A 24,342-nucleotide genomic window follows, 5' to 3' on the forward strand; every position below is an offset into this window, starting at 1 on the left:
CAGTCCGGTACGTGAGACGGCCCCGGTGTCCACCGGAGGCTGGATCCGACGCCTGGCCGCTTCGTGCTGGAAACACCCTTGGCTCGTCGTCCTGTCGCTGGGCGCGGCGATCATCGGCGTCGGGCTGCAGGCCGCCGGTCCGCTGCTGATCCGGGAGGCGCTCGACGGCGCCGTCGCGGGCGACACCTCCCGTCTCGGCGTGCTCGCCGCCGTCATGGCGGTGCTGCAGGTGCTGACCTTCGGCAACGCCTTCGCCCGCCGGTACGTCGGCGGGCGGCTGGCGCTCGACGTCCAGCACGATCTGCGCCGCCAGGTGTTCAACGCGGTCTCCCGGCTCGACGGCGGCAAGCAGGACGCGTTGCGCACCGGGCAGGTCGCCTCGCGCGCGATCTCGGATCTGCAGCTGGTCACGTCGGTCCTGATGCAGGTGCCGCTCTCGGCGGGTTCGGTGATCTTCGCGCTGTTGTCCCTCGGCGCGATGCTGTGGATGTCGCCGACGCTGACCCTCATCGCGATGGTGGTCGCCCCGGCGATCGCGATCATCATGGCGGTGAGCCGGAAGCGGCTCTTCCCCGCGACCTGGGCGGCCCAGCAGCGCGCGGCCGACGTCGCGCAGCAGGTCGAGGAGACCGTCACCGGCGTGCGCGTCGTGAAGGGCTTCGGCCAGGAGGCGCGCGAAGTCGCGAAGCTGGAGAAGACGGCGAAGAAGCTCTTCGCCGAACGCATGCGCGCCGCGCGGCTTTCCGCATTGCCGACGGCCACGACGGCGGCGCTGCCCGCGGCGGGTCAGGTCGCGGTGCTGGCGGTCGGTGGCGTCCTCGCGTTGAAGGGCGAGGTCAGCCTGGGCACGTTCCTGGCGTTCGCGACCTACCTCTCCATCCTGATCGGGCCGGCGAGGATGATCTCGAGCCTCGTCGTCCAGGCCCAGCTGACCAGGGCGGGCGCGGAACGGGTCAACGAACTGATCGACGCGCAGCCGGACGTCGTCGACAGCCCGGACGCGCGGCCGCTCCCCGAAGGTCCCGTCGGCGTGCGGCTGGACGACGTCTCGTTCGGCTACACGCGGTCGGATCCCGTGCTCGACGGCCTCACTCTGGAAGCCCTTCCCGGCGAAACACTCGCGCTGGTCGGCACCGCCGGTTCGGGCAAGTCGACGATCTCCCTGCTGCTGCCCCGGTTCTACGACGTGCACAGCGGTTCGGTCCAGGTCGGCGGCCTCGACGTCCGCGACGTCCGGCAGCACGACCTGCGCAGCACGATCGGCGTGGTCTTCGAGGAGGCGTTCCTCTTCTCCTCGTCGGTGCGCGACAACATCGCCTACGGCAGGCCGGACGCGAGCGACGAGGAGATCCGCGCGGCCGCTCGGGCGGCGGAAGCGGACGAGTTCATCCAGCGCCTCCCCGAGGGCTACGAAACGCTCGTCGGCGAGCGCGGCCTCACGTTGTCGGGCGGGCAGCGGCAACGGCTCGGTCTCGCCAGGGCGCTGATGACCGATCCGCGCGTACTGGTCCTCGACGACGCGACCTCCGCCATCGACACGGTCACCGAAGCGGCGATCCACGACACCCTGCGCTCGGTCACCGCGAGCCGCACGACCCTGCTGATCGCGCACCGCCGCTCCACCCTCGCCCTCGCCGACCGGATCGCCGTCCTGGACAAGGGCCGCGTCGTCGACATCGGCACCGAGGAAGAACTGCTGGCGCGCTGCCCGCTGTTCCGCGAGCTCGTCGCGGGGCCTGGTGACGACGTCGAGGAACCGCATCGCTGCGAGGGCCTCGACTGCGGCCCCGCGGGAATCACCCCCGCCCTGTGGCCGGAGCAGGACAAGTCCGACGAACTGGCGGGCGAGCGCAAGGCCACCGGCGGCGAGTGGGACGTCGACCTGCCGCCGACCGGCGAGCTCCTCGAAGGCGTCCGGAAACTGCCGCCCGCCACGGACGTCCCCCGGCTGCCTGGCACCGACGTCACCGCGCCCGAGCCGAGGTTCCGCCTCGGCCGCCTGCTGAAACCGGTGCGCGGTCCGCTCGCCGTGGTGATCGGGCTGGTCGCGGCGGACGCGCTGGCCACCATCGCGATGCCCGCGCTGTACCAGCAAGGCATCGACAACGGGGTGCGCGCCGGAGCGGAGGCGGTGATCTGGCTGACCGCCGGGATCGGCGCGCTGGTGATCCTCGCGGACTGGCTGGTGATCTACCTCCAGACCAAGATGACCGCGCGGGTCGGCGAAACGGTGCTGTACTCGCTGCGCGTGCGCAGTTACGCCCATCTCCAACGACTCGGACTCGACTTCTACGAACGCGAACTGTCCGGGAAGATCATGACCCGGATGACGACCGACGTCGACGCGCTCTCGACATTCCTGCAAACCGGTGTCGCACAGGCCGTGGTGAGCGCGCTGACGCTGGTCGGGATCGCAGCGGCGCTGATGATCACCGACATCGGGCTGGCGGCGTACGCGCTCGCGGTGCTGCCGATCCTCGTCGTGGCGACGGTGTTCTTCCGCCGCGCCTCGTCCAAGGCGTACACCGAAGCGCGGGAACGCGTCAGCGTCGTCAACGCGGACATGCAGGAGAACGTGAACGGGCTGCGGGTCGCGCAGGCGTACACGCGCGAAGAGCGCACGGCGGAGAAGTTCGCTTCCCGCAGCGACGAGTACCGGCGTTCGCGGCTGCGCGCCCAGCGCCTCGTCGCGACCTACTTCCCTTTCGCCGCGATGCTTTCCGGGCTGGCGGAGGTGGTCGTGCTGATCGTCGGCGCGAACCGGGTCGCGGCGGGCACGCTGTCGGCCGGTGTACTGGTGGCGTTCCTCTTGTACCTGGGCCAGTTCTTCTCGCCGATCCAGCAACTTTCTTCGGTGTTCGACGGCTACCAGCAGGCGCGGGTCGGGCTGTCACGCATCGGCGATCTGCTGCGCACGCCGACTTCCGTTCCGGAGGCGGAGAAACCGGTCGCGGTCCCGGAGCGGCTGCGGGGCGAGGTCTCTTTCAAGGACGTCGATTTCGCTTACACGGCAACGGATGAGCCCGCCCTGACGCAGCTTTCGCTGGAGGTCTCGCCCGGCGAGACCGTCGCACTGGTCGGGGCGACGGGTGCCGGGAAATCGACGGCCGTGAAGCTCGTCGCGCGGTTCTACGACGCGACGGGCGGCGTGGTCCGGATCGACGGCACCGACATCCGCGAGTACGACCTGGCCGCGCTGCGCACGCGAATGGGCGTGGTACCCCAGGAAGCGCATCTGTTCTCGGGAACCGTCGCGGACAATGTGCGCTACGGCAGGCCTTCCGCGACGGACGCGGAGGTCGAGGAAGCGGTCCGGTCCGTCGGCGCGCTCGACGGTGTCGCCGCGCTCCCCGCCGGTTTCCATCAGCCCGTCGGTGAACGCGGTCGGTCGCTTTCGGCCGGACAACGGCAACTCGTCGCCCTCGCCCGCGCCGAACTCGTGGACCCGGACGTCCTCCTGCTCGACGAGGCGACCGCGGCTCTCGACCCGTCCACCGAAGCCGCCGTCCTGCGCGCGACCGAACAACTCGCGCGCCGCCGTACGACGTTCGTGGTCGCGCACCGCCTCGCCACCGCCGCCAAGGCGGACCGGATCGTCGTCCTGGACCACGGCCGGATCGTCGAGCAGGGCACGCATCCGGAGCTGGTCGCGGCGGGCGGCCACTACGCGCGCCTGTGGGCCCTGGGCTGAGTTCTCGTGAGTGGTAAGGACGGTTCTAACCGTCCTTACCACTCACGAGCTACCCGACCGAACGGATGAGTGGCCAGTGCTCCCAATCGTGGAGTGGCCGCGTGAGCATCGGAGCGCGTCGGTTGCGGAGTGGCCCCGTTGTCTTGAAGGCCACCTTGAGACGGTGACCGTCTCAAAGGTGGCCTTCAAGACAACTGAGTGGAGTTGCGACCGGCCCGGTGGATCGAGCGCACCGCGCCACCTTCGTCCTTACCACTCACGAGCCTTACGCGGCAGCCAGATCCAGCTGGAACTGCGCCCCGGGAGCCCCCGGTTCCCACCCACGCTCCAGCGCCAGCCGAATGGCCCGTTCGACATCCGAAGGCAGCACCGCTTTCGACGGCACTCCCAGGTAGTTCGACGGGTGCCCGTGATCCGTCCGGACCAGCAGCACCGCACCCCGGGCGTCTTCGAGTTCCACCGCGTACGACAGGAAACAACCGTCTTCTTGCGAAAAAGTCGGCTTCCGCCGGATGTTCCACCGATAGGCGGTCTCGTCGACCACGATCCGTCGCGACCCCTTGCGCAGCAATGCCGCACGCATCCCCGACGGCAAGGGAATTTCGGTCGCGCGCGAACAACGACGTCTGTCACCATCACGGCAAATGAACGAAGAAATCCCGGCGCGGCAGATCCGCGCCGTCCACACCGAAACCACGATCCGCGTCTATCAGGCGTATTCACCGGCCATCGCGGACGCCGCCCTCGAGGCGGGCACCTTCGTGCCGCCGTTCAAACGCGAACGGATGACCTGGATCAAGCCGTCCTTCCTGTGGATGGCGTACCGCTGCGGCTGGGCGGCCAAGCCCGGCCAGGAACGCGTGCTCGCCCTCGACCTCACTCGCGAGGGCTTCGCCTGGGCGCTCGGGCACGCGGCGCTCAGCCACTACGACCGGGACGTCCATCCCGATCGGGAGACCTGGCAGCGCGAGGTCAAGGCCAGCCCGGTCCGCGTCCAGTGGGACCCGGAACGCGGCATCCGCCTCGGCCCGCTGAAGCACCGTTCGCTCCAGATGGGGTTGAGCGGCGAGGCCGTCGATCGCTATGTCGACAAATGGATCACCGCGGTCACCGACGTCACCTCGACCATGCGCGAGATCGGCGCCCTCGTCGCGGCGAATCGCATCGACGACGCCGAAGCGCTGCTACCGGCGGAGCGCCCGTACCCCGCCTAGGCGTGCCAGGCGAGGCCGCTCATCCCGGCGACCTCCAGGTCCCGTTCCGAGGCCCACCGGAAGGTCCCGGGCCGGACGTGCACCCCGGCCGTCACCGCCCAGTCCGGCTCGTCGGGTTCGACGTGCTCCATCTCCTTGAAGTCGGAGAGCGTCGGCCACACCGCGGAGCACGAGTCGCACATCAGCACGACCTTGCCGGACTCGGTGACCAACGGGCGCACACGTCCCTCGTCCCAGAACGACGGACACTCGTCCAGCCACATCGCCTGCCACCACCCTCGTGGGCGATCGGCGGCCGGCACGACACCGGCCGCATCCTCCGCCCAGCAAAACCCGCCGACGTGAACTCCAGGCTGTCCCGGCACGACTACCTCACCAACCTTTACCGACCAAACAGTGACCTGACCTGCACAGACGGTGAAGCGACACCAAAGGTCCCCCGCTCCCCCGAACGGCCGCGACCCGGTCGGCCGAGTGCTTCGGTTTCGATCTCTTGATCGAGACAGTGACCCATCGCCTAGTGCGCCACGCCTCACACAGGCCAGTTCCATCACACGACCGCCACCGAGGGGGTTAGCCTGGTAGGCGCATCAGCGGTGTTCAAGATCTCGAGACGGATAGAGGCGAGTCCAAGCCGTGTCCAGCAGCAGCCCTGCGTCACAATTCGGCCCCAACGAGTGGGTTGTCGAGGAAATGTACGACCAGTTCCTCGCCGACCCCACCTCAGTCGATGCCGCCTGGCACGACTTCTTCGCGGACTTCAAGCCAACGCAGGCCGCGCAGACGAAGGCTGACGACGTCCGTCAGACCTCCGCGGAGACCGCCAAGGACGGCTCGGGCACCAACGGCCAGGCCTCCGCGCCGTCGCCGCAGACGGTCCGCAACGCCGAGTCCACCGCGAAGCAGACCGCCCCGGCGAAGACGGCTCCGAAGACCGAGGCGAAGCCGGCCGCGAAGCCCGCTCCGAAGGCCGCGGCTCCCAAGGCCGCCGCGAAGGCGCCCGCCAAGCCCGCCGAGAAGGACGCCGAGCCGGAGTCGAAGCAGCTCCGCGGCGCCGCGGCGGCCATCGCGAAGAACATGGACGCCTCGCTGTCCGTGCCGACGGCGACGAGTGTGCGCGCCGTCCCGGCGAAGCTGATGGCGGACAACCGCATCGTCATCAACAACCACCTCAAGCGCACGCGCGGCGGCAAGATCTCCTTCACGCACCTCATCGGTTACGCGATGGTCCGTGCGCTGAAGAACTTCCCGAACCTGAACCGGCACTACCAGCTGATCGACGGGAAGCCGTTCGCGATCACGCCGGAGCACGTGAACTTCGGTCTCGCGATCGACATGAAGGGCAAGGAAGGCTCCCGCACGCTCGTCGTGGCCTCCATCAAGGCCACCGAGAACATGACCTTCATGCAGTTCTGGCAGGCCTACGAGGAGATCGTCAAGAAGGCCCGCAACGGCAAGCTGACGGCCGACGACTTCGCCGGCACCACGATCTCGCTGACCAACCCCGGCGGCATCGGCACCAACCACTCGGTGCCGCGGCTGCAGGCGGGCCAGGGCGCGATCATCGGCGTCGGCGCCATGCAGTACCCGGCGCACTTCGAGGGCACCAGCGAGAAGGCCCTGGTCGACCTCGGCGTGTCCAAGATCATGACGCTGACCTCGACCTACGACCACCGCATCATCCAGGGCGCGGAGTCCGGCGAGTTCCTCAAGCGCATCCACGAGCTGCTGCTCGGCGAAGACGGCTTCTACGACGACGTCTTCACCAGCCTGCGCCTGCCGTACGAGCCGATCCGCTGGGTCGCCGACATCCCGGACGGCCCGGTCGACAAGACCGCGCGCGTGATCGAGCTGATCGACGCCTTCCGCATGCGCGGTCACCTGATGGCCGACACCGACCCGCTGAACTACCGGCAGCGCAGCCACGCCGACCTCGACGTCCTCTCCCACGGCCTGACCCTGTGGGACCTGGACCGCGAGTTCCCGGTCGGCGGTTTCGCCGGCCAGGAGCGGATGAAGCTGCGCGACATCCTCGGCGTCCTGCGCAACTCCTACTGCCGCACCGTCGGCATCGAGTACACGCACATCCTCGACCCCGAGGAGCGCCGCTGGATCCAGGACCGCGTCGAGGTCCCGCACGAGAAGCCGGACCCCGCGGTCCAGAAGTACGTGCTCTCGAAGCTCAACGCCGCCGAGGCGTTCGAGACCTTCCTGCAGACCAAGTACGTCGGCCAGAAGCGCTTCTCCCTCGAAGGCGGCGAGACGGCGATCCCGCTGCTCGACACGCTGCTGGACAAGGCCGCCGAGCACGAGCTCGACGAGGTCGTCATCGGCATGCCGCACCGCGGCCGCCTGAACGTGCTCGCCAACATCGTCGGCAAGCCGATCGCGCAGATCTTCCAGGAGTTCGAGGGCAACCTCGACCCGGGCCAGGCGCACGGCTCCGGTGACGTGAAGTACCACCTCGGCGCCGAGGGCAAGTACTTCCGCATGTTCGGCGACGGCGAGACCAGGGTGTCGCTGACCGCGAACCCGTCGCACCTGGAGACCGTCGACCCGGTCCTCGAGGGCATCGTCCGCGCGAAGCAGGACATCCTCGACAAGGGTGGCGAGGGCTTCACCGTCCTCCCGGTCCTCATGCACGGCGACGCGGCCTTCGCGGGCCAGGGTGTCGTGGCCGAGACGCTGAACCTGGCGCTGCTGCGCGGCTACCGCACCGGCGGCACCGTGCACGTCATCGTCAACAACCAGGTCGGCTTCACCACCGCGCCCGAGCACTCGCGTTCGAGCGAGTACGCCACCGACGTCGCGAAGATGATCGGTTCGCCGATCTTCCACGTGAACGGTGACGACCCCGAAGCCGCGCACTGGGTGGCCAAGCTGGCCGTCGAATACCGCCAGGCGTTCCACAAGGACGTCGTGATCGACCTGATCTGCTACCGCCGCCGCGGGCACAACGAGGGCGACGACCCTTCGATGACCCAGCCGGCGATGTACGACATCATCGACACGAAGCGTTCGGTCCGGAAGACCTACACCGAATCGCTGATCGGCCGCGGCGACATCTCCGTCGAAGAGGCCGAGGCCGCGTTGCGCGACTTCTCCAGCCAGCTGGAGCACGTGTTCAACGAGGTCCGCGAGCTCGAGAAGCACGTGGCGAAGGCCAGCCCCTCGGTCGAGGAGGAGCAGCAGGTCCCGGCCAAGGTGCCCACCGCGACCACCAGCGAGGTCATCGAGCACATCGGCGACGCGTTCCTCAACGTCCCCGAGGGCTTCACCCCGCACCCGCGGGTCAAGCCGGTCATGGAGCGCCGTCACAAGATGTCCCGCGAAGGCGGCATCGACTGGGCCTTCGGTGAGCTGCTCGCCTTCGGTTCGCTGGCCATGGAAGGCCGCCTGGTGCGGCTGTCCGGCCAGGACTCCCGCCGCGGCACCTTCACCCAGCGCCACTCGGTGCTGATCGACCGCAAGAACGGCCAGGAGTACTCGCCGCTGGCCAGCCTGGCCGACGGCCAGGGCCGCGTCATGATCTACGACTCGGCGCTGTCCGAGTACGCGGCGGTCGGCTTCGAATACGGCTACTCCGTGGCCAACTCCGAAGCGCTGGTCATGTGGGAAGCGCAGTTCGGTGACTTCGTCAACGGCGCGCAGACCGTCATCGACGAGTACATCTCCTCCGGCGAGGCCAAGTGGGGCCAGCTCTCCGACGTCGTGCTGCTGCTGCCGCACGGCCACGAGGGCCAGGGACCGGACCACACCTCCGGCCGCATCGAGCGTTTCCTCTCGCTGTGCGCCGAAGGCTCGATGACCGTCTCGGTCCCGTCCACCCCGGCGAACTACTTCCACCTCCTCCGCCGTCACGCCCTCGACGGAGTCAACCGGCCGCTGGTGGTCTTCACCCCCAAGTCGATGCTGCGCAACAAGGCCGCGACCTCGCAGGTCGAGGACTTCACCGGCCAGACGAAGTTCATGTCGGTCATCGACGACGCCGTCGTCGACCCGGCGAAGGTGCGCAAGGTCCTGCTGACCTCGGGCAAGCTGTACTGGGAGCTGGTGGCGGAGCGGACCAAGCGCGAGGCGAACGACATCGCGATCGTGCGCGTCGAGCAGTACTACCCGCTGCCGAAGAAGAAGCTGCTGGCGGCGCTCGAGCGCTACAACGGCGCTCCCGCGGTCTGGGTCCAGGAGGAGCCGGAGAACCAGGGTGCGTGGCCGTTCTTCGGCCTGAACCTGCCGCGGAAGCTCCCGGAGGTGTTCTCCAGCCTGGACGTCGTGTCGCGCCGTCCGATGGCCGCGCCGTCGGCCGGTTCGTCCAAGGTGCACGAGGTCGAGCAGAAGGCGCTCATCGCGCGGGCCTTCGACTGATTCGAGTGAAGGGGCCCTTCACCGCATCTCATGCGGTGAAGGGCCCCTTCGCTGCGTCTTACGCGGGGAAAGCGTCCTTCAGCTGCCGATCGCCTCGGAGGTCGCCTTCGCGACCTTCAGCGCGTTCTCCTTGCACAGCTTCTGGTCGATCGGTTTGCTGGGCTCGGCGCCACTCACGATGATCTGTGCTTCGACGTTCCCTTGATAGAACTTGATCGAGCACTGCCCGTCGGACCGGATCTCGTTGTAACCGGCCTTGGTCGCGTTCGCCATGCTGGGGATCACTTCCCCGCCGTCGTCCATGGCGTTGTCGTACCCCGCCTTGGCCCATGCCTCACCGGCGCCCGTGCCCGGCTCCTTCGACTTCGACAGGTACATCGTCACTAAAGCCGACGGAGCACCGTATTCACGCCAGGAACACGAAGACGCCGTGTAGACGATGTCCTGGGCCGACGTGCTCGCCGGTTCCTCGCCCTTCGGCGGTTCGAGCGGGGGCAGGTTCCTCACCCTGTCGCCGATCTTCTGGCATCCGGGCATCGAGGTGTACTTGTCCGGCGGCCCGGTCTTCTTGGACGAAGTCGGCGCCGCGGACGAAGACGAACCGGAGTCGCCGGAGAGCAGCAGGAAGGCCGCGACCCCGCCACCGCCGAGCAGCACCACCGCGCCGACGGCGATCCCGACGATGAGGCCGGTGTTGGACTTCTTGGGCGGGGGCGGTCCGTACCCGGGCTGCGGGTATCCGGGATATCCCTGCTGCGGGTAACCCTGCTGATACGGCTGCTGTGGCCCCTGCTGATAGGGCGGTCCGGGCTGCATGCGCAGAGATTAAAGCCTCATGAAGGTCCTTAGTGGACGAACGCCGCAACTGGGCGCCGAATCACCCTCCGGAGACGGGAAGGCCCCCTTCCCAGCAGGAGGAAGGGGGCCTTCACGTACTCCAGGGGTGGATCAGAGGGTCAGCGACCAGCTATTGAGCGTGCCGGTGTCGACCCGGTACACGTCCTGCACCTTCAGCTTCCAGGCGCCGTTCGCGGCCTCGGCCGCGGCGTTGACGGTGTACGTGGTGTTGATGTTGTCGGACGAGTCGTTGCTCGAACCCTTCAGGCGGTACGAGGTGCCGTCCGGCGCGACCAGGTCGATGACCAGGTCACCGACGTAGGTGTGCGTGATGTTCACCGCGACCTTGGTGGTGGCCGAGGCGTTGCGGGCGCAGTTCGCGACGGTGACCGTGCTGGTCACCGCGGCACCGGCGTCGGGGATGGCGACGGCGCCGCTGCTGGTCTGCGTGCCACAGGGCGTGGGCTCGGGGCCGGGGCCACCGCCGGTACCGGTGTAGAGCAGCACGTTCGGCGAACCGGTGCCCGGGCTGGTCACCTTGCCCTTGGTGCCGGCGTTGACGAGCGCGTCACGGACCTGGGCGGGCGTGGCGGTCGGGTTGGCCGAGGCGTACAGCGCGGCCGCGCCGACGACGTGCGGGGTCGCCATCGAGGTGCCGCTGATGGTGTTGGTGCCGTTGTTCAGCCACGTCGACGTGATGCCGCTGCCCGGCGCGAAGATGTCGAGGCAGGTGCCGATGTTGGAGAAGTCGGACTTGGCGTCGGTGTTCGTGGTCGAGCCGACGGTGATCGCCTCGGGCGTGCGGGCCGGGGAGGTGTTGCACGCGTTGGCGCCGTAGTCGTTACCGGCCGCGACACCGTAGGTGACGCCCGCCGCGATCGACCGCTGGACGGCCTGGTCGAGGGTCGCCGAAGCGCCACCGCCGAGGCTCATGTTCGCGACGGCGGGCTTGACGGCGTTCGCGGTGACCCAGTCGACACCGGCGATGACACCGGCGGTCGTCCCGGAACCGGAGCAGTTCAGCACGCGGACGGCGACGAGCTTGACGCCCTTGGCCAGACCGTGTGCGGTGCCGCCGATGGTGCCCGCGACGTGGGTGCCGTGGCCCTGGCAGTCCGTGGCGTCGTTGTCGTTGTCGACGGTGTCACGACCGTGGGTCGCGCGTCCGCCGAAGTCGGGGTGCGTGGTGAGGATGCCGGTGTCGACGACGTACGCGGTGACGTTCGACGCGGTGGTGCTGTAGCTGTACTTCTGGTCCAGCGGAAGGCTTTGCTGGTCGACCCGGTCCAGGCCCCACGAGGGCGGGTTCAGCTGGTCCGCCGAGATCGAGACGGTCTGGTTCTGCTCCACGTAGGCCACCGCGGGGTCGGCGGCGACACGCTTCGCCTGCTTTTCGGTCAGCGCGCCGGAAAAACCGCGGACCGACGACGCGAAGGTCTTCTCGACCGTTCCGCCGTGACGGTTCGTCAGGTTCTTGGCCGCGGCTTCGACCGAGGAGCCGTCCTTCAGCACGACGATGTAGCTGTCCTTGATCGCCTTGGCGCTACCCGCGTTGACGATCGAACCCTCGGCCGCCGACGCGGCGGTGGTACCGCCGAGCGCCGTGAGCACGGCGACGGCCGCAGTGACACCGAAGACAGGCAGGCGTCTTTTCAAGGTTCCCAGGGAATTGTTCAAGATATTCCTCCCAGGCAGGGTCGACCCACGGGCATGAAAATCCCGCCGGATCGTTGGGGGTGAATCAGAGGTGAAGCGCGTTCCACTAGGAGCGCAGGCTGAGACTAAATCGCGGATTCACCCCAAGGAAGACCTTGCATTACGGACATCTCGGTAGTAATGGGCGGACTTCCGGCGCAGGTCGGGCACCGTTCAGCCCCCGCCTTTAGTCGCGTTTTGCGCCCGTACGGCCCACGAAGAATGGGGAATCCGCACACCTTGTGGTCGCTTTCCCGCCCACCGGACGTTTCAGCGGAGTGAAAGTACACACGGATGGCCGCCTACTAAAGTCGCGACCTCGCCGGGCGGAAATCGATTTCCATCCTACCTTCGGATGGAGCACACTCGGGCCCATGCAGCTCCGACAGGAAATCCCGGCCGACAGCGAGGCGATCCACGCCGTCCACCTGGCCGCGTTCGCGAAACACAGTGTCCCGGTGGTCGAGGCGAAACTCGTCGACGAACTCAGGGAGGACGGCGATCTGATCGGCGCACTGTCCATCGTGGCCGAACGCGACGGGAAGGTCGTCGGACACGTCTGCTGCAGCCCGTCCCGCCTCGGCTCCGACGAGAAGTCGACGGTCGGCCTCGGCCCGCTCGGCGTCCTGCCCGAGTACCACGCCTCCGGCATCGGCTCCGCGCTCGTGCACGCGGTGCTCGGCGCGGCGGACGCGCTCGGCTACGGCGCGGTGGTCCTGCTCGGCGACCCGAACTATTACTCCCGCTTCGGCTTCGTCCTCGCCGGACAGCACGGGATCACGCCACCGGTCGCGGAATGGGCGCCGCACTTCCAGGTCCGCACCCTTCGCGCGTACACCCCCGGGCTCCGGGGCGAGTTCCGCTACTCGCCCGCGTTCGACCGCCTCTAGCCCTTCCCGCGTTTCGTCCTCTAGTTGCGGTACTTGCACGCGCGACTACCGCAACTAGAGGACGAAACGCGGCAGTCAGGAGGGCGCGAGGAGGTTGTTCCGGCGCAGGAACTCCTCGGCGACGTCGAGCGGGTTGCGCTTCTCCTCGCTGAACTGGACGTTCAATTCGGTCAGCTGATCGGTCGTGAGCACCGCCGAAACCCGGTTCAGCGCTTCGACCTCCTTCGGCGACAGCGTCCCCTTCGCGACAAGAGGGACGATGTTCTGCGCGGGGAACATGTTCTTGTCGTCCACCAGCGGGACGAACCCGTTCGCGGCGATCGTCGACGACGTGCTGAACAGGTCCGCGACCTGGATGTCGCCGGACTTCAGCGCGGCGACCGTGACCGGGCCGCCGGTGTCGGTCGTGCGGATCTCGGCGAACTCGCAGCCGTAGAGCGCCTTGATCTTGTCCTTCCACCGGCTGCTCCACTGGCCGGGACCACCGAAGACGAGTTCCTTGCACCGCTTGCCGAGATCGGAGAAGGTCTTGATCCCGGAATCGGCGAGTTCCTTGCGCACCACCAGAAGGTCCTTGTCCTCGGCGGGCGCCTGGTCGAGCACCTCGAACCCGGACGGCACCTTCTGCTTCAACTGCGCGTAGACCTCCTGCGGGGTGGTCGCCTGCGTCTCCTTGTCGAAGTAGCGCAACAGGTTCCCGCTGTAGTCCGGCACCACCGAAAGCGACTTGTCCTGCAGTGCCTTGACGACGACCTCGCGGCTGCCGACCGGCGGGCGCACGGTCACGTTCTCCGCACCCGCGTTGCGCAGCGCGCCCGCGTAGATCTGGGCCAGCAGAAGACTTTCCCCGACGTCGGACGCGCCGATGATGATGTCACCGGTCGTACCGCCTTCGGCGCCGCCGGCGAGCGGATTGCCACAGCCCGCCGCCAGCAGCGCGATCCCGGCGAACAGCGCCGTCACCGTCCGCTTCATACCTTCGCCTTCTTCCCGCTCGCGGCCTGCGCCAGCCGGACTCCCTTGGGCACCAGCGCTCGCTGGACACCCGCCAGGACGAGATCCAGCAGCACGGCGAGCAAGGTCGTCAGGATCGCGCCCGCGACCACCTGGGGATAGTCCAAAATGGCCAGTCCGTCGAGGAGGAACCGGCCGAGTCCGCCGAGCCCGACGTAGGCCGCGACGGCGGCCGTCGCCACCAGTTGCAGCACCGAGTTCCGCACCCCGCCGAGCACCAGCGGCAGCGAGATGGGCACCTCGACCTTCCACAACCGTTGCCAGCCGGTCATTCCGATGCCCTGCGCCGCGTCGACGACGCCGTGATCGGTCGCCTGCAGGCCCGCGTAGGTCCCGGCGAGGATCGGCGGGATGGCGAGCACCACGAGCCCGATGATCGTCGAGATCTCGCTTTCGGTGAAGAGCAGGAACAGGAAGGTCACCAGCCCCAGCGTCGGCAGTGCGCGGATCGCGTTGCCGCCGCTCACCAGCAGCACCGCGCCGCGGCCGGTGTGCCCGACGTAGAGCCCGAGCGGGATCGCGATGATCAGCGCGAAGACCAGTGCCAGCAAGGTGTAGCCGAGATGCTGCAACAGCCGGTTGAGAATGCCCTCCGCGCCCTGCCAGTGGGCAGGGTCGCCGAACCAGTTCAGAACGTCGCCGATCATTTCGCCCCCGCCGTGGTCGCCACCCGGTCCCAGGGTGTGAGGAGATTGCGGAGCTGGACCAGCACCAGATCGACGATCAGCGCGAGCAGCAGTGTCGCGACGATCCCGACGACGATCGGCGAGAAGTACTCACGCTGGAAGCCGTCGGTGAACAGCACGCCGAGCCCGCCGGTGCCGATCAGCGCGCCGACGCTGACCAGGCTGATGTTGCTGACCGAGGCCACCCGGACGCCCGCCGCGAGCACCGGCACCGAAAGCGGCAGTTCCACGCTGAGGAACCGGCGCGCGGGTTTGTAGCCGATCGCCGTGGCCGCGGCGACCACATGCGGTGGGACGGCGTCGAGCGCGTCGAGCACCGGGCGCACCAGCAGGGCGGCGGTGTAGACGGTGAGCGCGACGATGACGTTGACGCTGTCGAGGATCTTCGAGCCGATGATGCCCGGGATCACCACGAACAACGCGAGCGAAGGGATCGTGTACAGCAGGTTCGACACGACCAGCAGCACGGAACGCGCGGCGGCGAACCGATGGCCGAGCCAGCCGGCCAGTACCGCGATCACCAGCCCCAGCACCAGCGGGATCAGCGACAGGTAGACGTGGTCGAGCAGGTCGCCGAAGAACTGCGAGCGGTTGTTGGCGCTCGCGAGGTAGCGGCCGAGTTCCGCGAAGAAGTCCCCCATCAGGAACCCAGTGGCAGCGCTTCGATCACGTCGAGGACTTGCTTGGCTCTGACCACGCCGAGGACCTTGTTTTCGGCGTCGACCACGACACCGAGGCTCGCGGGCGACGAAAGCGCCGCGTCGAGCGCGCCGCGGATCGGCGAACCCTGCACGTACAGCGAACCGCCCGCGGCGAGATCGGTCTCGGCGAGCTCTCCGTCCACAGTGGACCCGGGGCGCAGCCAGCCGCGCGGCTGCCCGTCGGCGTTGACCGCGACCAGCCACTCGTCGGACGGCCCGGAGACCGGCTTGCCGACCTCGACCCGCTTGACCTCTTCGACGACGATGCCTTCCGCGGAAAGGAAGGAAAGGCCGCGATAGCCGCGGTCCTTGCCCACGAACGACGCGACGAAGTCGTCGACGGGATGCCGCAGCACGTCCGACGGCGTGCCGTACTGCGCGAGCACACCACCGACCCGGAGCACGGCGATCTTGTCGCCGAGCCGCACGGCCTCGTCGATGTCGTGGGTGACGAACACGATCGTCTTGCCCAGCTGCGACTGCAGGCGCAGCAGCTCGTCCTGCAGTTCCTCGCGGACGATCGGGTCGACGGCGGAGAACGGCTCGTCCATCAGCAGCACCGGCGAATCCGCCGCGAGCGCCCTGGCGACGCCGACCCGCTGCTGCTGGCCGCCGGAAAGCTGGGCGGGGTACCGCTTGCCGAGTTCCGCGGGCAGGCCGACGGTTTCGAGCAGCTCGGCCGCCCGCTTGCGCGCCTTGGCCTTGTCCCAGCCGGTCAGCAGCGGCACGGTGGCGACGTTGTCCAGGACTGTCCTGTGTGGAAAGAGGCCGGCGTGCTGGATGACGTAGCCGATGCCGCGGCGCAGCAGCGCCGGGTCGCCGTCGCTGACGTCCTTGCCGTCGAGCAGCACGGCGCCGGAGGTCGGCTCGACCATGCGGTTGATCATCCGGAGCGACGTGGTCTTGCCGCAACCGGACGGCCCGACGAAGACGGTGATGGTGCCGTCCTCCACGGTGAGGTTCAGGTCGTCGACAGCGACCGTCCCGTCCGGATACCGCTTGGTCACGCCACGGAACTCGATAGTCACGTGTCTCTCCCCATGTCTGGTCGAAAAACCGTAGCCCAGATCGGCCCTGTTGGCACGGTGTCCCAGGAGCCGGTTCACAGGACACGGCCTAGGCTGCAGGCCGTGAGTCCTTCCGTCGATGACGTCCTCGCGGCGCACGGTGTCCACGTGCGACCGCTCCATCAGGTGATTTCCCTGCTCCGGACGGATTGGCGTGACCTAGGCGAGCTGATCCGGATCAGCACCGCGCCGCGCCGGAGTGTCGAAGACGTCCTGAACGCGCTCGGCGACGACCTCGAGCGGAACGAGTCCCGCCTCCGGCTCGCCCCCGCCGCCCGCGAGAAGTACGCGCGCTTCGGGGCACAGGACCGGAAAACCGATCCCGACCTGCTGAAGACCATCACCAGCTACGTCGAGAACGTCCCGGCTCCGCTGGCCGCGCTCGACCACGTGCAGGCGACTCCGGAGACCGTGCTGAACCGCGCGCTGTGGCTGGACGAGCGCTACGACCTCGACACCGCGAAGCTGCTGTTCCTCGGCGACCACGACCTCACTTCACTGGCCGTCCGCGCGCTGCGGCCCGACGCGGACCTCACCGTCGTCGATCTCGACGATCGTGTGCTGGCCTACATCGACGAGCTCAGCGAGCGATCCATCCGCACCCTGCACACGGATCTGCGCGTCGGCCTGCCACCGTCGGTGACCGGGCGGATGGATCTCGTGTTCAGTGATCCGCCTTACACCCCCGAAGGAATGGGCCTTTTCGCGGCGCGTGGGGTCCAGGCGCTCAGCGAACCCTCGGACGGGCGTTTGCTGCTCGCTTACGGCTACAGTCCCCGCCACCCCGCCCTGGGCGCACAGGTGCAGCGGGCGCTCGCGACGCTCGGGCTGACCTTCGAAGCGATCCTGCCGGGCTTCAACCGGTACTTCGGCGCGCAGGCGATCGGGAGCGCGGCGGACCTCTACGTCTGCCAGCCGACCGCGAAGTCGAAGAAGAACCGCGGCGGCAAGGGGAAGGCCGCGATCTACACGCACGGACCGCAGTCGGTGGAGTCCGCGGGCGCGGCCAAGCCGTCGCTGCTGGACAAGCTGCACGAAATCGCCACCGAAGGCGGGCTGGCGCTGGAGTCGCGGCCGGTCGACTGGTCCGTTTCCGGACCGGAAGGCGACGCGGTCGCGATGGACCTCTCGGCCGACCCCGGCCCGTGGCTGCTGCGGACCCTGCTCGGCACCAACGCGCGGCGGCTGGCGCTGCTGGTCCCGAACTCGCATCCCGACCTGACGAACGCGGAGGCGCAGGGCGCGCTCAACCGGCTGGTCGGGGCGAAGTACAAGCTGCGGCTGCTGCGGAGCACCCCGGACAACCGGCACGCCATCGTCGTCGCGGACGCCGTCGAGCACCAGGAAGACCTGCTGACCCGGGCGCACGCGCGGCTGGCGAACGTGTCGCTGGACCTGCCGCCGGAGCTGACGGACGCGCGGCTGATCGACCTGCCACGGCACCGCCTGGCGGAACTGCTCGCCTGACGCTCCCGGCTGTCATCGGAACTTCATCGAGCCGTACCTAGGTTCGGCCCCATGAACGAACCGCGCGGCCTGCCGCTGACTGGTGTCGTGCCCGCCCCGCCGTACGGGTCCCCCTACCCTCCGCCGCGACCCACGACCAGCGGCCTGGCGATAGCCGCGCTCGTGCTGGGACTGACCGGCTGCCTGCCGCTGACGTTGCTGCCCGCGATCATCCTGGGCATCGTCGCGCTCGCCCAGACCGGTCCGGGGAAGCGGCCGGGCCGCGGTCTGGCGATCGGTGGCCTCGCGGCCGCCGGGGTCTGGACCGTCGGCTGGGTCGCCCTGCTCGGGAACACCATGGCGGACCCGGACCGCTACACCGCGAACCCACCGAGCGCGGGCTGCGCGACCCCTTCGCCCGGCTACGCCACTGTGTGCACCTTGAAGCCGGGCGAATGCTTCGAGCAGCCCGAGGTCAACGCCACCTACACCAGTGTCGAACTCACCACGTGCGGTGGCGCGCACAGCACCGAGACGATCGGGGCCTTCATCGCGCCGGACGGTCCGTGGCCCGGTAACGAGAAACTGAAAGCGGAGGCCTTGCCCCGGTGCGACCGGATCATGGCCAAGAACGTGGACCGCCCGCGGCTCGACGCGGCCGGAGTCGACGCCTACCTGAGCTACGCGGGACCCGATCGCGTCGGCTGGGAGCACGGCGTGCGCACCGTGCACTGCACGATCTACTCGCCCGGCTCACTGCTGACCGGCTCCGTACTCGCCTCCGGCGCCGATCTGGCCCTGCCGACCGGCTGAGACGCGCAACCCCCGGACGCTATGAAAGGCCCGTTACTTGCAAAATTTGCAAGTAACGGGCCTTTCATAGCACTTGAGAAAGCGTGAAAGGGACCGTCACACCACGCCGTCGGCCTCGGCGGCCTTCGCGACCGCGGCGGCCACCTCGGGCGCGACGCGCGGGTCCAGCGGGCTCGGGACGATGCGGTCCGGCCCGAGGTCGTCCTGCGCGACGGAGAAGATCGCGTCGGCCGCGGCCAGCTTCATGTTCTCGGTGATCGCCCGCGCGCCGGAGTCCAGCGCGCCGCGGAAGACGCCGGGGAACGCCAGCACGTTGTTGATCTGGTTCGGGAAGTCGCTGCGCCCGGTCGCCACGATCTTGGCGTACCGCGACGCCGCCACCGGGTGGACCTCCGGGTCCGGGTTCGACAGCGCGAACACGATCGCGTCGTCGGACATGCCGGCCAGCAGGGTCTCGTCGATGGTCGCCCCGGACAGGCCCAGGAAGACGTCGGCGCCCTTCAGCGCCTCACCGAGGCCGCCGCGCAGGCCGCTCGTGTTCGTCGTTTCGGCCAGCTTCTGCTTGATCGGGTTCAGGCCCTCACGGCCTTCGTGGATGATGCCGCGCGAGTCGAGCACGGTGACGTCCGCGACGCCGGCGTTCTGCAGGATCCTGGCGCAGGCCACACCCGCCGCACCCGCTCCCGAGACGACCACGCGCTGGCCGGAGATGTCCTTGCCGAGGACCTGGTTCGCCCCGCGCAGCGCGGCCAGCGTGACGATCGCCGTGCCGTGCTGGTCGTCGTGCATGACCGGGCAGTCGAGGGCCTCCTTGAGGCGGTCCTCCAGTTCGAAGCAGCGCGGCGCCGAGATGTCTTCCAGGTTCACCGCGCCGAACGACGGGCGCAGCCGGACCAGGGTCTCGATGATCTCGTCGACGTCGGTGGTGTCGAGCACCAGCGGGATGGAGTCGAGGCCGCCGAAGGTCTTGAACAGGACCGACTTGCCCTCCATGACCGGCAGCGACGCGCTCGCGCCGATGTCACCGAGGCCGAGCACCGCCGTACCGTCGCTGACCACCACGACCAGCCTGTCCGCCCACGTGTACCGCTTCGCCTTGGCCGCGTCCTCGGCGATGGCCAGGCTCACCTTCGCCACACCGGGCGTGTACGCGACCGAAAGGTCGCGGGGCGAGGAGATCGGGCGCGTCGCGGCCACGGAGAGCTTGCCGCCCTCGTGTCCTTCGAAGATCTCGGCGTCGGTCACTGGCGTGGTCATCGTGGTTCCCGTCATTGCTTCCGCCGTGTCTAAGGACGGCGAAGTCTCGATTCGAGCGAAGGTCATCGGGTTTCTCCTGGGACTGCGAGCGGGGGAACTGGCCGGTGAGCAGGCCGAACAGGGCATGGCCCAGCCACCTGGGGTAACTCGTCCTCCGACACGGCAGCCCAGCGCGGTAGCGCCGGCCTGTCGGCGAAGCGTCCATTCGGCCATCGGTGCCGTGGGTGTGGCGACGGCCGCGGACGCAGCGGTCAGATCATTGTGACAGGCATACGGACCAGTGTGCCCCTCTGGTGCGGTTGATGTCACAAAGAGGCCCGGCTTTCCGCAGCTCAGGAGAGGTTTCCCAAGACGTCCGTCCGGCTTGGGAATGGCTCGTTAGCATTGAGGCCATGCAAGCCAGGCGCCTCAGCATCCCCGACTGTTTCGAATTCACCCCTCGCGTATTCCCCGATCACCGCGGTCTGTTCGTGGCGCCGTTCCAGGAGGAGGCGTTCGCCGAAGCGGTCGGACATCGGCTTCGCCTGGCACAGACCAACACCAGCGTTTCCCGGCGCGGCGCCGTCCGCGGCCTGCACTTCGCGGACACCCCGCCCGGGCAGGCGAAATACGTGTACTGCCCGAGCGGTTCGCTGCTGGACATCATCGTCGACCTCCGCGTCGGCTCGCCCACCTTCGGCGAATGGACGTCCGTGCTGCTCGACAGCGCCGAGTACAAAGCGGTCTACATCGCCGAAGGCCTCGGTCACGCTTTCATGGCGCTCGAAGACAAAACGGTGATGGCCTACCTCTGTTCCGAGCCGTACAACCCGGCCGGCGAACACGGTGTCAACCCGATGGACGCCGATCTCGCGCTGCCGTGGCCGCAGGATGTCGAGCCGGTGGTGTCCGAAAAGGACACCTCGGCGCCCTATCTGAAGGAAGCCTTGGAGCAGGGGTTGCTGCCGAAGTACGACGAATGCGTCGCGTACTACGAAAAGCTGCGGGCCGAGGGCTGAGTCAGCGCGACAGGTCCTCCCGCAGCACCCGATCCACGTTCCGCTCCGCCAGCGCGGTGATCGTCACGAAGGGGTTCACCCCGGTGCTGCCCGGGATCAGCGACCCGTCGGTCACGTAGAGGTTCCGATAGCCCTTCACCCGGCCGTACAGGTCGGTGGCCTTGCCCAGCACCAGCCCGCCCAGCGGGTGATAGGTGAACCGGTTCTCGAACGACCGCGTGTCCCCGAACAGATCGCTCCGGTAGACCGTGCGGTTCGCCCGGTTGATCTTGTCGAACAAGGACTTCGCCGCGTCGATCGACGGCTGCCCCTGCGCGGCGTTCCACCGGAGTCGCGCGGAGTCGCTGGCGGCGTCGTAGGTGAAGTGGCCGCGTTCGGGGTTCTTCGTGATCGCCAGGTACAGGCTCAGCCACGTCTCGATCCCGGCGGGGACCGGCGCGACCTCGGCGAAGACCGGGTTCACCGGGTCGTCCCACGCGTCGATGCCGAGCGCGGGCATCCCCGACTGCAGCGAGCCGCCGAGGTCCCACGCGTGGTTGGCGCGGCCCAGCATCACGTTGCCGTTGGTGCCCCAGCCGCGGCCGACCTCGTCGTTCAGGTCGGGCAGCGTCCCGGTTTCCCTTGCCCGCACGAGCAATTCCGTCGAACCGAGGCTGCCGGCGCCGAGGAAGAGGTACTTCGCGCCGAGTTGTTTCCTCGCCACGACCGCGCCGTCCTCGGACGTTTCGTGCACGGTGAGGACGTACGTGCCGTCGGTCTGCCGGGTGATCCCGCGGACCTGGTGCAGCGTCTTGATGGTCACCTTCCCGGTGCCCAGCGCGGCCGCGAGGTAGGTCTTGTCGAGGGAACGCTTGCCGTGGTTGTTGCCGTAGATGACTTCCGAGGCGAGCGCCGACCGTGGCACCGTGCCCGCTTCCTCCCGCTTCATGTACTCGAAGTCGTAGACGCTGGGCACGAACACCGTCTTGAGCCCCGCCCGCGCCGCCGCTTTCCGGGAAACCCGCGCGTAGCGGTAGGAACGACAGGTTTCGAACCAGTCCTGGTCGATGTGGTTCACCCCGAGCTCCTGGTTGGCCCGGGGGAAGTAGGTCCCGTACATCTCGTCCGCGTCGACGGCGGGCAGGATCTCCTCGAAGTACGACCGCTTCGGCGTCACGGCCATCGCGCCGTTGACCAGCGAACCGCCGCCGACGCCTCGTCCGACGTACACGGACATGTCACCGTGATTCACCCTGTCGAGGACACCGGGGTACCGCTTGATGTCCCGGTTGGCCAGGTCCAGCCAAAGGAACGACGCGAGCGGCGCCTGCGTGCGGTCCTTGAACCACATGGCCCGCCTGTCCGGCTTGAGCATGTCGCAGAAGACGTTGCCGCCGGGACCGGGCTCGTTCCACAGTTTGCCCATCTCGAGCATGACGGTGGGAATCCCGGCTTCGCCGAGGCGCAGCGCGGTGACCGCGGCGCCGTAGCCGGTGCCGACGACCACGGCCGTCGAGAAGCCCGGGGCCGTTTCTTCGGCCCGCGCGGTGGAAATCGTGGTGAGCCCGAGAGCGGCGGCGGAGTTGAGTGCGGTGAACCCGAGGAACCTGCGGCGCGACAATGGGGACATGGGCCGATGATCACCCGCTGCTCGCGGCGCCTTCAAGACCGAATCCGAAATGGATTCGCGTCAGCTGGGTAAACACCGTTAAGTTTCACTCGAACGTGGTGATTTCCGGGATCCCCTGGGGGTCTTCCCCGATGTGACCCAGACCGCGACGGACCACTCTTTCGAGTCATGAGACGCCTTCTCGCCGCGGCCGCGGCCGCACTCTCCGCCGCCGCCCTCGTCGTCCTGCCCGGCCACGCCTCCGCGGCGTCGTCCCCCTTGCCCGAGTTCGACTTCTCCGCCTGCCCCGCCCCGCCCGCCAACGCCGACCCCGGCACCTGGCGCTGCGAAGCCTTTGTCTCCCAAGGAGTCCTGACCATCGGCGACCGGGAGATCCCGCTCGGGGAGATGCGGCTGACGTTCTCCGAAGGCAAGGTGGGCGGGAAGTTCGCGCAGGTGTTCGGCGAACTGCGTCACGCTCCCGCACGGATCAGCGGCGCTTTCGGGGCGAGTATGCAGCTGAAGTACGGCGGCTACTCGGACTTCCTCTCGAACGACGAACGCCGCGGCGAACTGGACCTGTCCGCGGCCCTGCGGCATCCGTTGCTGCCCAAGGGATGCACGATCGGCACGCTCGACGCGCCGCTCCACTCGGTGGTCAAGGACGATCCCGCGGTGCCCTTCGAGGTGATCTCGAAGAACCCGCAGACGGTGAAGTTCGGCGTCGTAGACACCCAGCTCGCCCTTCCGCGCACGACCGGCTGCGGACCCTTGACGCAAGTAGCCGACCACTTGCTCGGCCTGCCGTCGCCGAGCGGGTCGAACACCTTCAAGCAGGTGACCTACGTCCAGTTCAAGCCCCTCTGATCTCCCGCGATCAGTCCTCTGGTCCCGGTAATTGCACGCGCAAGGACCGCAACCAGAGGACGAAACGCGGAGCGAGGTGGGCGCCTACTTCTTCTTGGTCACCCAGATGGTGATGGTCGCGGTCACGACGGGCTTGCCGTTCGTGTCCGTGATCGTCACCGGCACCGGGAGCTCGAATCCCTCGTCGCCGAATTCCGGCAGCTCGGGCAGTTCGGCGACGGCCCGCAGGCCGGTCTCGGCCTTCGCCACGTAGGAGACCGTCATCCCCTTGGGCAGCCAGCGATGCGTCGTCGGGACGGTCGCCTCGGCGAGCATGCCCATGGCGATCTCGGCGAGGTTGCACGCCGCGATCGCGTGAAAGGTCTTGATGTGGTTGTAAACACCCCACCACTTCGGGGACGTCACCTCGCACCGGCCGGGCCGCAGTTCGCGCACCGACGGGAGCACCGTCCGGAAGTACGGCACACGCAGGCACATCGCCGCCGAGAACAGCTGTTTGCCGACCGGCTTCCCGGCCAGCCGGTTCCACATCGCGTAGGTCGGATTCTGCGCCATCACGGTCTCCTCATCATGTTACTCACCAGTAGCATAACCGGACCGCAGGCTATATTCGCAACCGTGGCTAATCGGCTCTTCCTTCTCCGGCACGGTCAGACCGAGTGGTCCGTCAACGGACGGCACACCGGGCGCACCGACATCCCGCTCACGGCCGCGGGCGAAGGGCAGGCCCGCGCGGCGGGCAGCACCCTGCGCGCGGTGCTCGGCGGCAGCCCCGCCCTCGTCCTTTCCAGTCCCCGCACCCGCGCGCTGCGGACGGCCGAGCTGGCAGGCCTGCGCGTCGACGAGGTCACCGAAGAGCTGTCGGAATGGGATTACGGCGACTACGAGGGCATCACCACCCCGGCGATCCGCGAAACCGTTCCCGGCTGGACGGTCTGGTCGCATCCGATCCCCGGCGGCGAAAGCGCGGAAGACGTCAACGCCCGCGCGGACAAGCTGATCGACCGTGTCCGCGAGCCGCTCGGCAAGGGTGACGTGATCCTGGTCGGCCACGGGCACTTCAGCCGTGTCCTGGTCGCGCGCTGGGTCGGGCTGCCTTCGACGGCGGGCGTCCACTTCGGACTCGACCCGGCCGGCGTCGCGGTGCTCGGCGACGAACGCGGCGAGCCCCAGATCGAACACCTCAACCTGCTCCCCACCACCGAGGACTGAA

20 protein-coding genes are annotated in these 24,342 nt (G+C 68.4%); 9 read left to right on the forward strand and 11 right to left on the reverse strand.

The annotated features are described in order from the left end of the window. Positions 1-25 precede the first annotated feature (25 nt). Positions 26-3,691 carry an ABC transporter ATP-binding protein gene (locus ACLJRM_RS04775; protein WP_410662383.1) on the forward strand — a complete coding sequence of 1,222 codons (3,666 nt, stop codon included), beginning with the start codon at positions 26-28 and terminating at the stop codon, positions 3,689-3,691. Positions 3,692-3,956: 265 nt separating this feature from the next. Here ACLJRM_RS04775 and ACLJRM_RS04780 read toward each other — a convergent pair whose 3' ends face one another. Further along, positions 3,957-4,274: a hypothetical protein gene (locus ACLJRM_RS04780; RefSeq protein WP_410662384.1), complete on the reverse strand. Its 318-nt coding sequence runs from the start codon at positions 4,272-4,274 to the stop codon at positions 3,957-3,959. A 61-nt stretch (positions 4,275-4,335) separates the two neighbouring features. Between ACLJRM_RS04780 and ACLJRM_RS04785 the strand changes: the two genes are divergently transcribed. Further along, entirely contained in the window at positions 4,336-4,905 is a 570-nt protein-coding gene (locus ACLJRM_RS04785; RefSeq protein ID WP_410662385.1) for a DUF4291 domain-containing protein, read from the forward strand. Here ACLJRM_RS04785 and ACLJRM_RS04790 read toward each other — a convergent pair. After that, complete coding sequence (locus ACLJRM_RS04790) at positions 4,902-5,168, reverse strand: hypothetical protein (RefSeq protein WP_101610384.1); 267 nt, start codon at positions 5,166-5,168, stop codon at positions 4,902-4,904. The two genes, ACLJRM_RS04785 and ACLJRM_RS04790, sit on opposite strands and share 4 nt — an antisense overlap. Positions 5,169-5,541: 373 nt before the next feature. Here ACLJRM_RS04790 and ACLJRM_RS04795 point away from each other — a divergent pair, with 373 nt between their 5' ends. Continuing rightward, positions 5,542-9,270 carry a multifunctional oxoglutarate decarboxylase/oxoglutarate dehydrogenase thiamine pyrophosphate-binding subunit/dihydrolipoyllysine-residue succinyltransferase subunit gene (locus ACLJRM_RS04795; RefSeq protein ID WP_410662386.1) on the forward strand — a complete coding sequence of 1,243 codons (3,729 nt, stop codon included), beginning with the start codon at positions 5,542-5,544 and terminating at the stop codon, positions 9,268-9,270. A gap of 78 nt (positions 9,271-9,348) precedes the next feature. Here ACLJRM_RS04795 and ACLJRM_RS04800 read toward each other — a convergent pair whose 3' ends face one another. Both ACLJRM_RS04800 and ACLJRM_RS04805 read right to left on the reverse strand, forming a co-directional pair. After that, the gene (locus tag ACLJRM_RS04800; RefSeq protein ID WP_410662387.1) at positions 9,349-10,086 is read right to left on the reverse strand and encodes a hypothetical protein; all 738 of its coding nucleotides are present in this window, start codon (positions 10,084-10,086) and stop codon (positions 9,349-9,351) included. Between the two features lie 132 nt (positions 10,087-10,218). After that, positions 10,219-11,784, reverse strand: a complete 1,566-nt coding sequence (locus ACLJRM_RS04805) for a S8 family peptidase (RefSeq protein WP_101610388.1) — start codon at positions 11,782-11,784, stop codon at positions 10,219-10,221. A 392-nt stretch (positions 11,785-12,176) separates the two neighbouring features. Between ACLJRM_RS04805 and ACLJRM_RS04810 the strand changes: the two genes are divergently transcribed. After that, positions 12,177-12,692, forward strand: a complete 516-nt coding sequence (locus ACLJRM_RS04810; protein ID WP_101610389.1) for a GNAT family N-acetyltransferase — start codon at positions 12,177-12,179, stop codon at positions 12,690-12,692. A 75-nt stretch (positions 12,693-12,767) separates the two neighbouring features. Here the strand turns inward: ACLJRM_RS04810 and ACLJRM_RS04815 are convergent, their stop codons facing one another. From ACLJRM_RS04815 to ACLJRM_RS04830, 4 genes are read right to left on the reverse strand one after another with little or no spacing between them, the layout of a single operon-like run. Beyond that, positions 12,768-13,667, reverse strand: coding sequence for an ABC transporter substrate-binding protein (locus ACLJRM_RS04815; protein ID WP_101610390.1), 900 nt, complete (start codon positions 13,665-13,667; stop codon positions 12,768-12,770). Beyond that, positions 13,664-14,353 carry an ABC transporter permease gene (locus tag ACLJRM_RS04820; RefSeq protein WP_101610391.1) on the reverse strand — a complete coding sequence of 230 codons (690 nt, stop codon included), beginning with the start codon at positions 14,351-14,353 and terminating at the stop codon, positions 13,664-13,666. The genes ACLJRM_RS04815 and ACLJRM_RS04820 overlap by 4 nt, the downstream gene beginning before the upstream one ends. After that, entirely contained in the window at positions 14,350-15,033 is a 684-nt protein-coding gene (locus tag ACLJRM_RS04825) for an ABC transporter permease (RefSeq protein WP_101610392.1), read from the reverse strand. The genes ACLJRM_RS04820 and ACLJRM_RS04825 overlap by 4 nt, the downstream gene beginning before the upstream one ends. Next, a complete protein-coding gene (locus tag ACLJRM_RS04830; protein ID WP_410662388.1) occupies positions 15,033-16,121 on the reverse strand; it encodes an ABC transporter ATP-binding protein in 1,089 nt (362 codons plus the stop codon). Before ACLJRM_RS04830 ends, ACLJRM_RS04825 begins: the two co-directional genes overlap by 1 nt. Positions 16,122-16,223: 102 nt before the next feature. Here ACLJRM_RS04830 and ACLJRM_RS04835 point away from each other — a divergent pair, with 102 nt between their 5' ends. Both ACLJRM_RS04835 and ACLJRM_RS04840 read left to right on the forward strand, forming a co-directional pair. After that, the gene (locus ACLJRM_RS04835; protein WP_410662389.1) at positions 16,224-17,627 is read left to right on the forward strand and encodes a bis-aminopropyl spermidine synthase family protein; all 1,404 of its coding nucleotides are present in this window, start codon (positions 16,224-16,226) and stop codon (positions 17,625-17,627) included. Positions 17,628-17,678: 51 nt separating this feature from the next. Next, entirely contained in the window at positions 17,679-18,419 is a 741-nt protein-coding gene (locus tag ACLJRM_RS04840) for a DUF4190 domain-containing protein (RefSeq protein ID WP_410662390.1), read from the forward strand. A gap of 96 nt (positions 18,420-18,515) precedes the next feature. Here ACLJRM_RS04840 and ACLJRM_RS04845 read toward each other — a convergent pair whose 3' ends face one another. Then, the gene (locus tag ACLJRM_RS04845) at positions 18,516-19,691 is read right to left on the reverse strand and encodes an NADP-dependent malic enzyme (protein WP_410662391.1); all 1,176 of its coding nucleotides are present in this window, start codon (positions 19,689-19,691) and stop codon (positions 18,516-18,518) included. A 377-nt stretch (positions 19,692-20,068) separates the two neighbouring features. On the opposite strand from ACLJRM_RS04845, the gene rfbC reads away from it, so the two are divergent. Beyond that, a complete protein-coding gene (gene rfbC, locus ACLJRM_RS04850) occupies positions 20,069-20,674 on the forward strand; it encodes a dTDP-4-dehydrorhamnose 3,5-epimerase (protein ID WP_410662392.1) in 606 nt (201 codons plus the stop codon). Between the two features lies 1 nt (position 20,675). Here rfbC and ACLJRM_RS04855 read toward each other — a convergent pair whose 3' ends face one another. Continuing rightward, the gene (locus ACLJRM_RS04855; RefSeq protein WP_410662393.1) at positions 20,676-22,283 is read right to left on the reverse strand and encodes a GMC oxidoreductase; all 1,608 of its coding nucleotides are present in this window, start codon (positions 22,281-22,283) and stop codon (positions 20,676-20,678) included. A gap of 168 nt (positions 22,284-22,451) precedes the next feature. Here ACLJRM_RS04855 and ACLJRM_RS04860 point away from each other — a divergent pair, with 168 nt between their 5' ends. After that, entirely contained in the window at positions 22,452-23,129 is a 678-nt protein-coding gene (locus tag ACLJRM_RS04860) for a hypothetical protein (RefSeq protein WP_410662394.1), read from the forward strand. 84 nt (positions 23,130-23,213) lie between these two features. Here ACLJRM_RS04860 and ACLJRM_RS04865 read toward each other — a convergent pair whose 3' ends face one another. Continuing rightward, positions 23,214-23,684 carry a hotdog fold domain-containing protein gene (locus ACLJRM_RS04865; RefSeq protein ID WP_101610400.1) on the reverse strand — a complete coding sequence of 157 codons (471 nt, stop codon included), beginning with the start codon at positions 23,682-23,684 and terminating at the stop codon, positions 23,214-23,216. Between the two features lie 63 nt (positions 23,685-23,747). Here ACLJRM_RS04865 and ACLJRM_RS04870 point away from each other — a divergent pair, with 63 nt between their 5' ends. Continuing rightward, a complete protein-coding gene (locus tag ACLJRM_RS04870; protein WP_410662395.1) occupies positions 23,748-24,341 on the forward strand; it encodes an acid phosphatase in 594 nt (197 codons plus the stop codon). The last annotated feature ends 1 nt before the right edge of the window (position 24,342 follow it).

The sequence above is a fragment of the Amycolatopsis sp. lyj-84 genome (assembly GCF_046549075.1).
GTDB lineage: Bacteria > Actinomycetota > Actinomycetes > Mycobacteriales > Pseudonocardiaceae > Amycolatopsis.

Excerpts from the sequence above, each read along its gene's own strand:
- ACLJRM_RS04780 (WP_410662384.1), bottom strand. The coding sequence starts at position 4,274 with ATGCGTGCGGCATTGCTGCGCAAGGGGTCGCGACGGATCGTGGTCGAC.
- ACLJRM_RS04785 (WP_410662385.1), top strand. The coding sequence starts at position 4,336 with ATGAACGAAGAAATCCCGGCGCGGCAGATCCGCGCCGTCCACACCGAA.
- ACLJRM_RS04790 (WP_101610384.1), bottom strand. The coding sequence starts at position 5,168 with ATGTGGCTGGACGAGTGTCCGTCGTTCTGGGACGAGGGACGTGTGCGC.
- ACLJRM_RS04800 (WP_410662387.1), bottom strand. The coding sequence starts at position 10,086 with ATGCAGCCCGGACCGCCCTATCAGCAGGGGCCACAGCAGCCGTATCAG.
- ACLJRM_RS04810 (WP_101610389.1), top strand. The coding sequence starts at position 12,177 with ATGCAGCTCCGACAGGAAATCCCGGCCGACAGCGAGGCGATCCACGCC.
- ACLJRM_RS04815 (WP_101610390.1), bottom strand. The coding sequence starts at position 13,667 with ATGAAGCGGACGGTGACGGCGCTGTTCGCCGGGATCGCGCTGCTGGCG.
- ACLJRM_RS04820 (WP_101610391.1), bottom strand. The coding sequence starts at position 14,353 with ATGATCGGCGACGTTCTGAACTGGTTCGGCGACCCTGCCCACTGGCAG.
- ACLJRM_RS04825 (WP_101610392.1), bottom strand. The coding sequence starts at position 15,033 with ATGGGGGACTTCTTCGCGGAACTCGGCCGCTACCTCGCGAGCGCCAAC.
- ACLJRM_RS04840 (WP_410662390.1), top strand. The coding sequence starts at position 17,679 with ATGAACGAACCGCGCGGCCTGCCGCTGACTGGTGTCGTGCCCGCCCCG.
- ACLJRM_RS04845 (WP_410662391.1), bottom strand. The coding sequence starts at position 19,691 with ATGACGGGAACCACGATGACCACGCCAGTGACCGACGCCGAGATCTTC.
- rfbC (WP_410662392.1), top strand. The coding sequence starts at position 20,069 with ATGCAAGCCAGGCGCCTCAGCATCCCCGACTGTTTCGAATTCACCCCT.
- ACLJRM_RS04855 (WP_410662393.1), bottom strand. The coding sequence starts at position 22,283 with ATGTCCCCATTGTCGCGCCGCAGGTTCCTCGGGTTCACCGCACTCAAC.
- ACLJRM_RS04860 (WP_410662394.1), top strand. The coding sequence starts at position 22,452 with ATGAGACGCCTTCTCGCCGCGGCCGCGGCCGCACTCTCCGCCGCCGCC.
- ACLJRM_RS04865 (WP_101610400.1), bottom strand. The coding sequence starts at position 23,684 with ATGGCGCAGAATCCGACCTACGCGATGTGGAACCGGCTGGCCGGGAAG.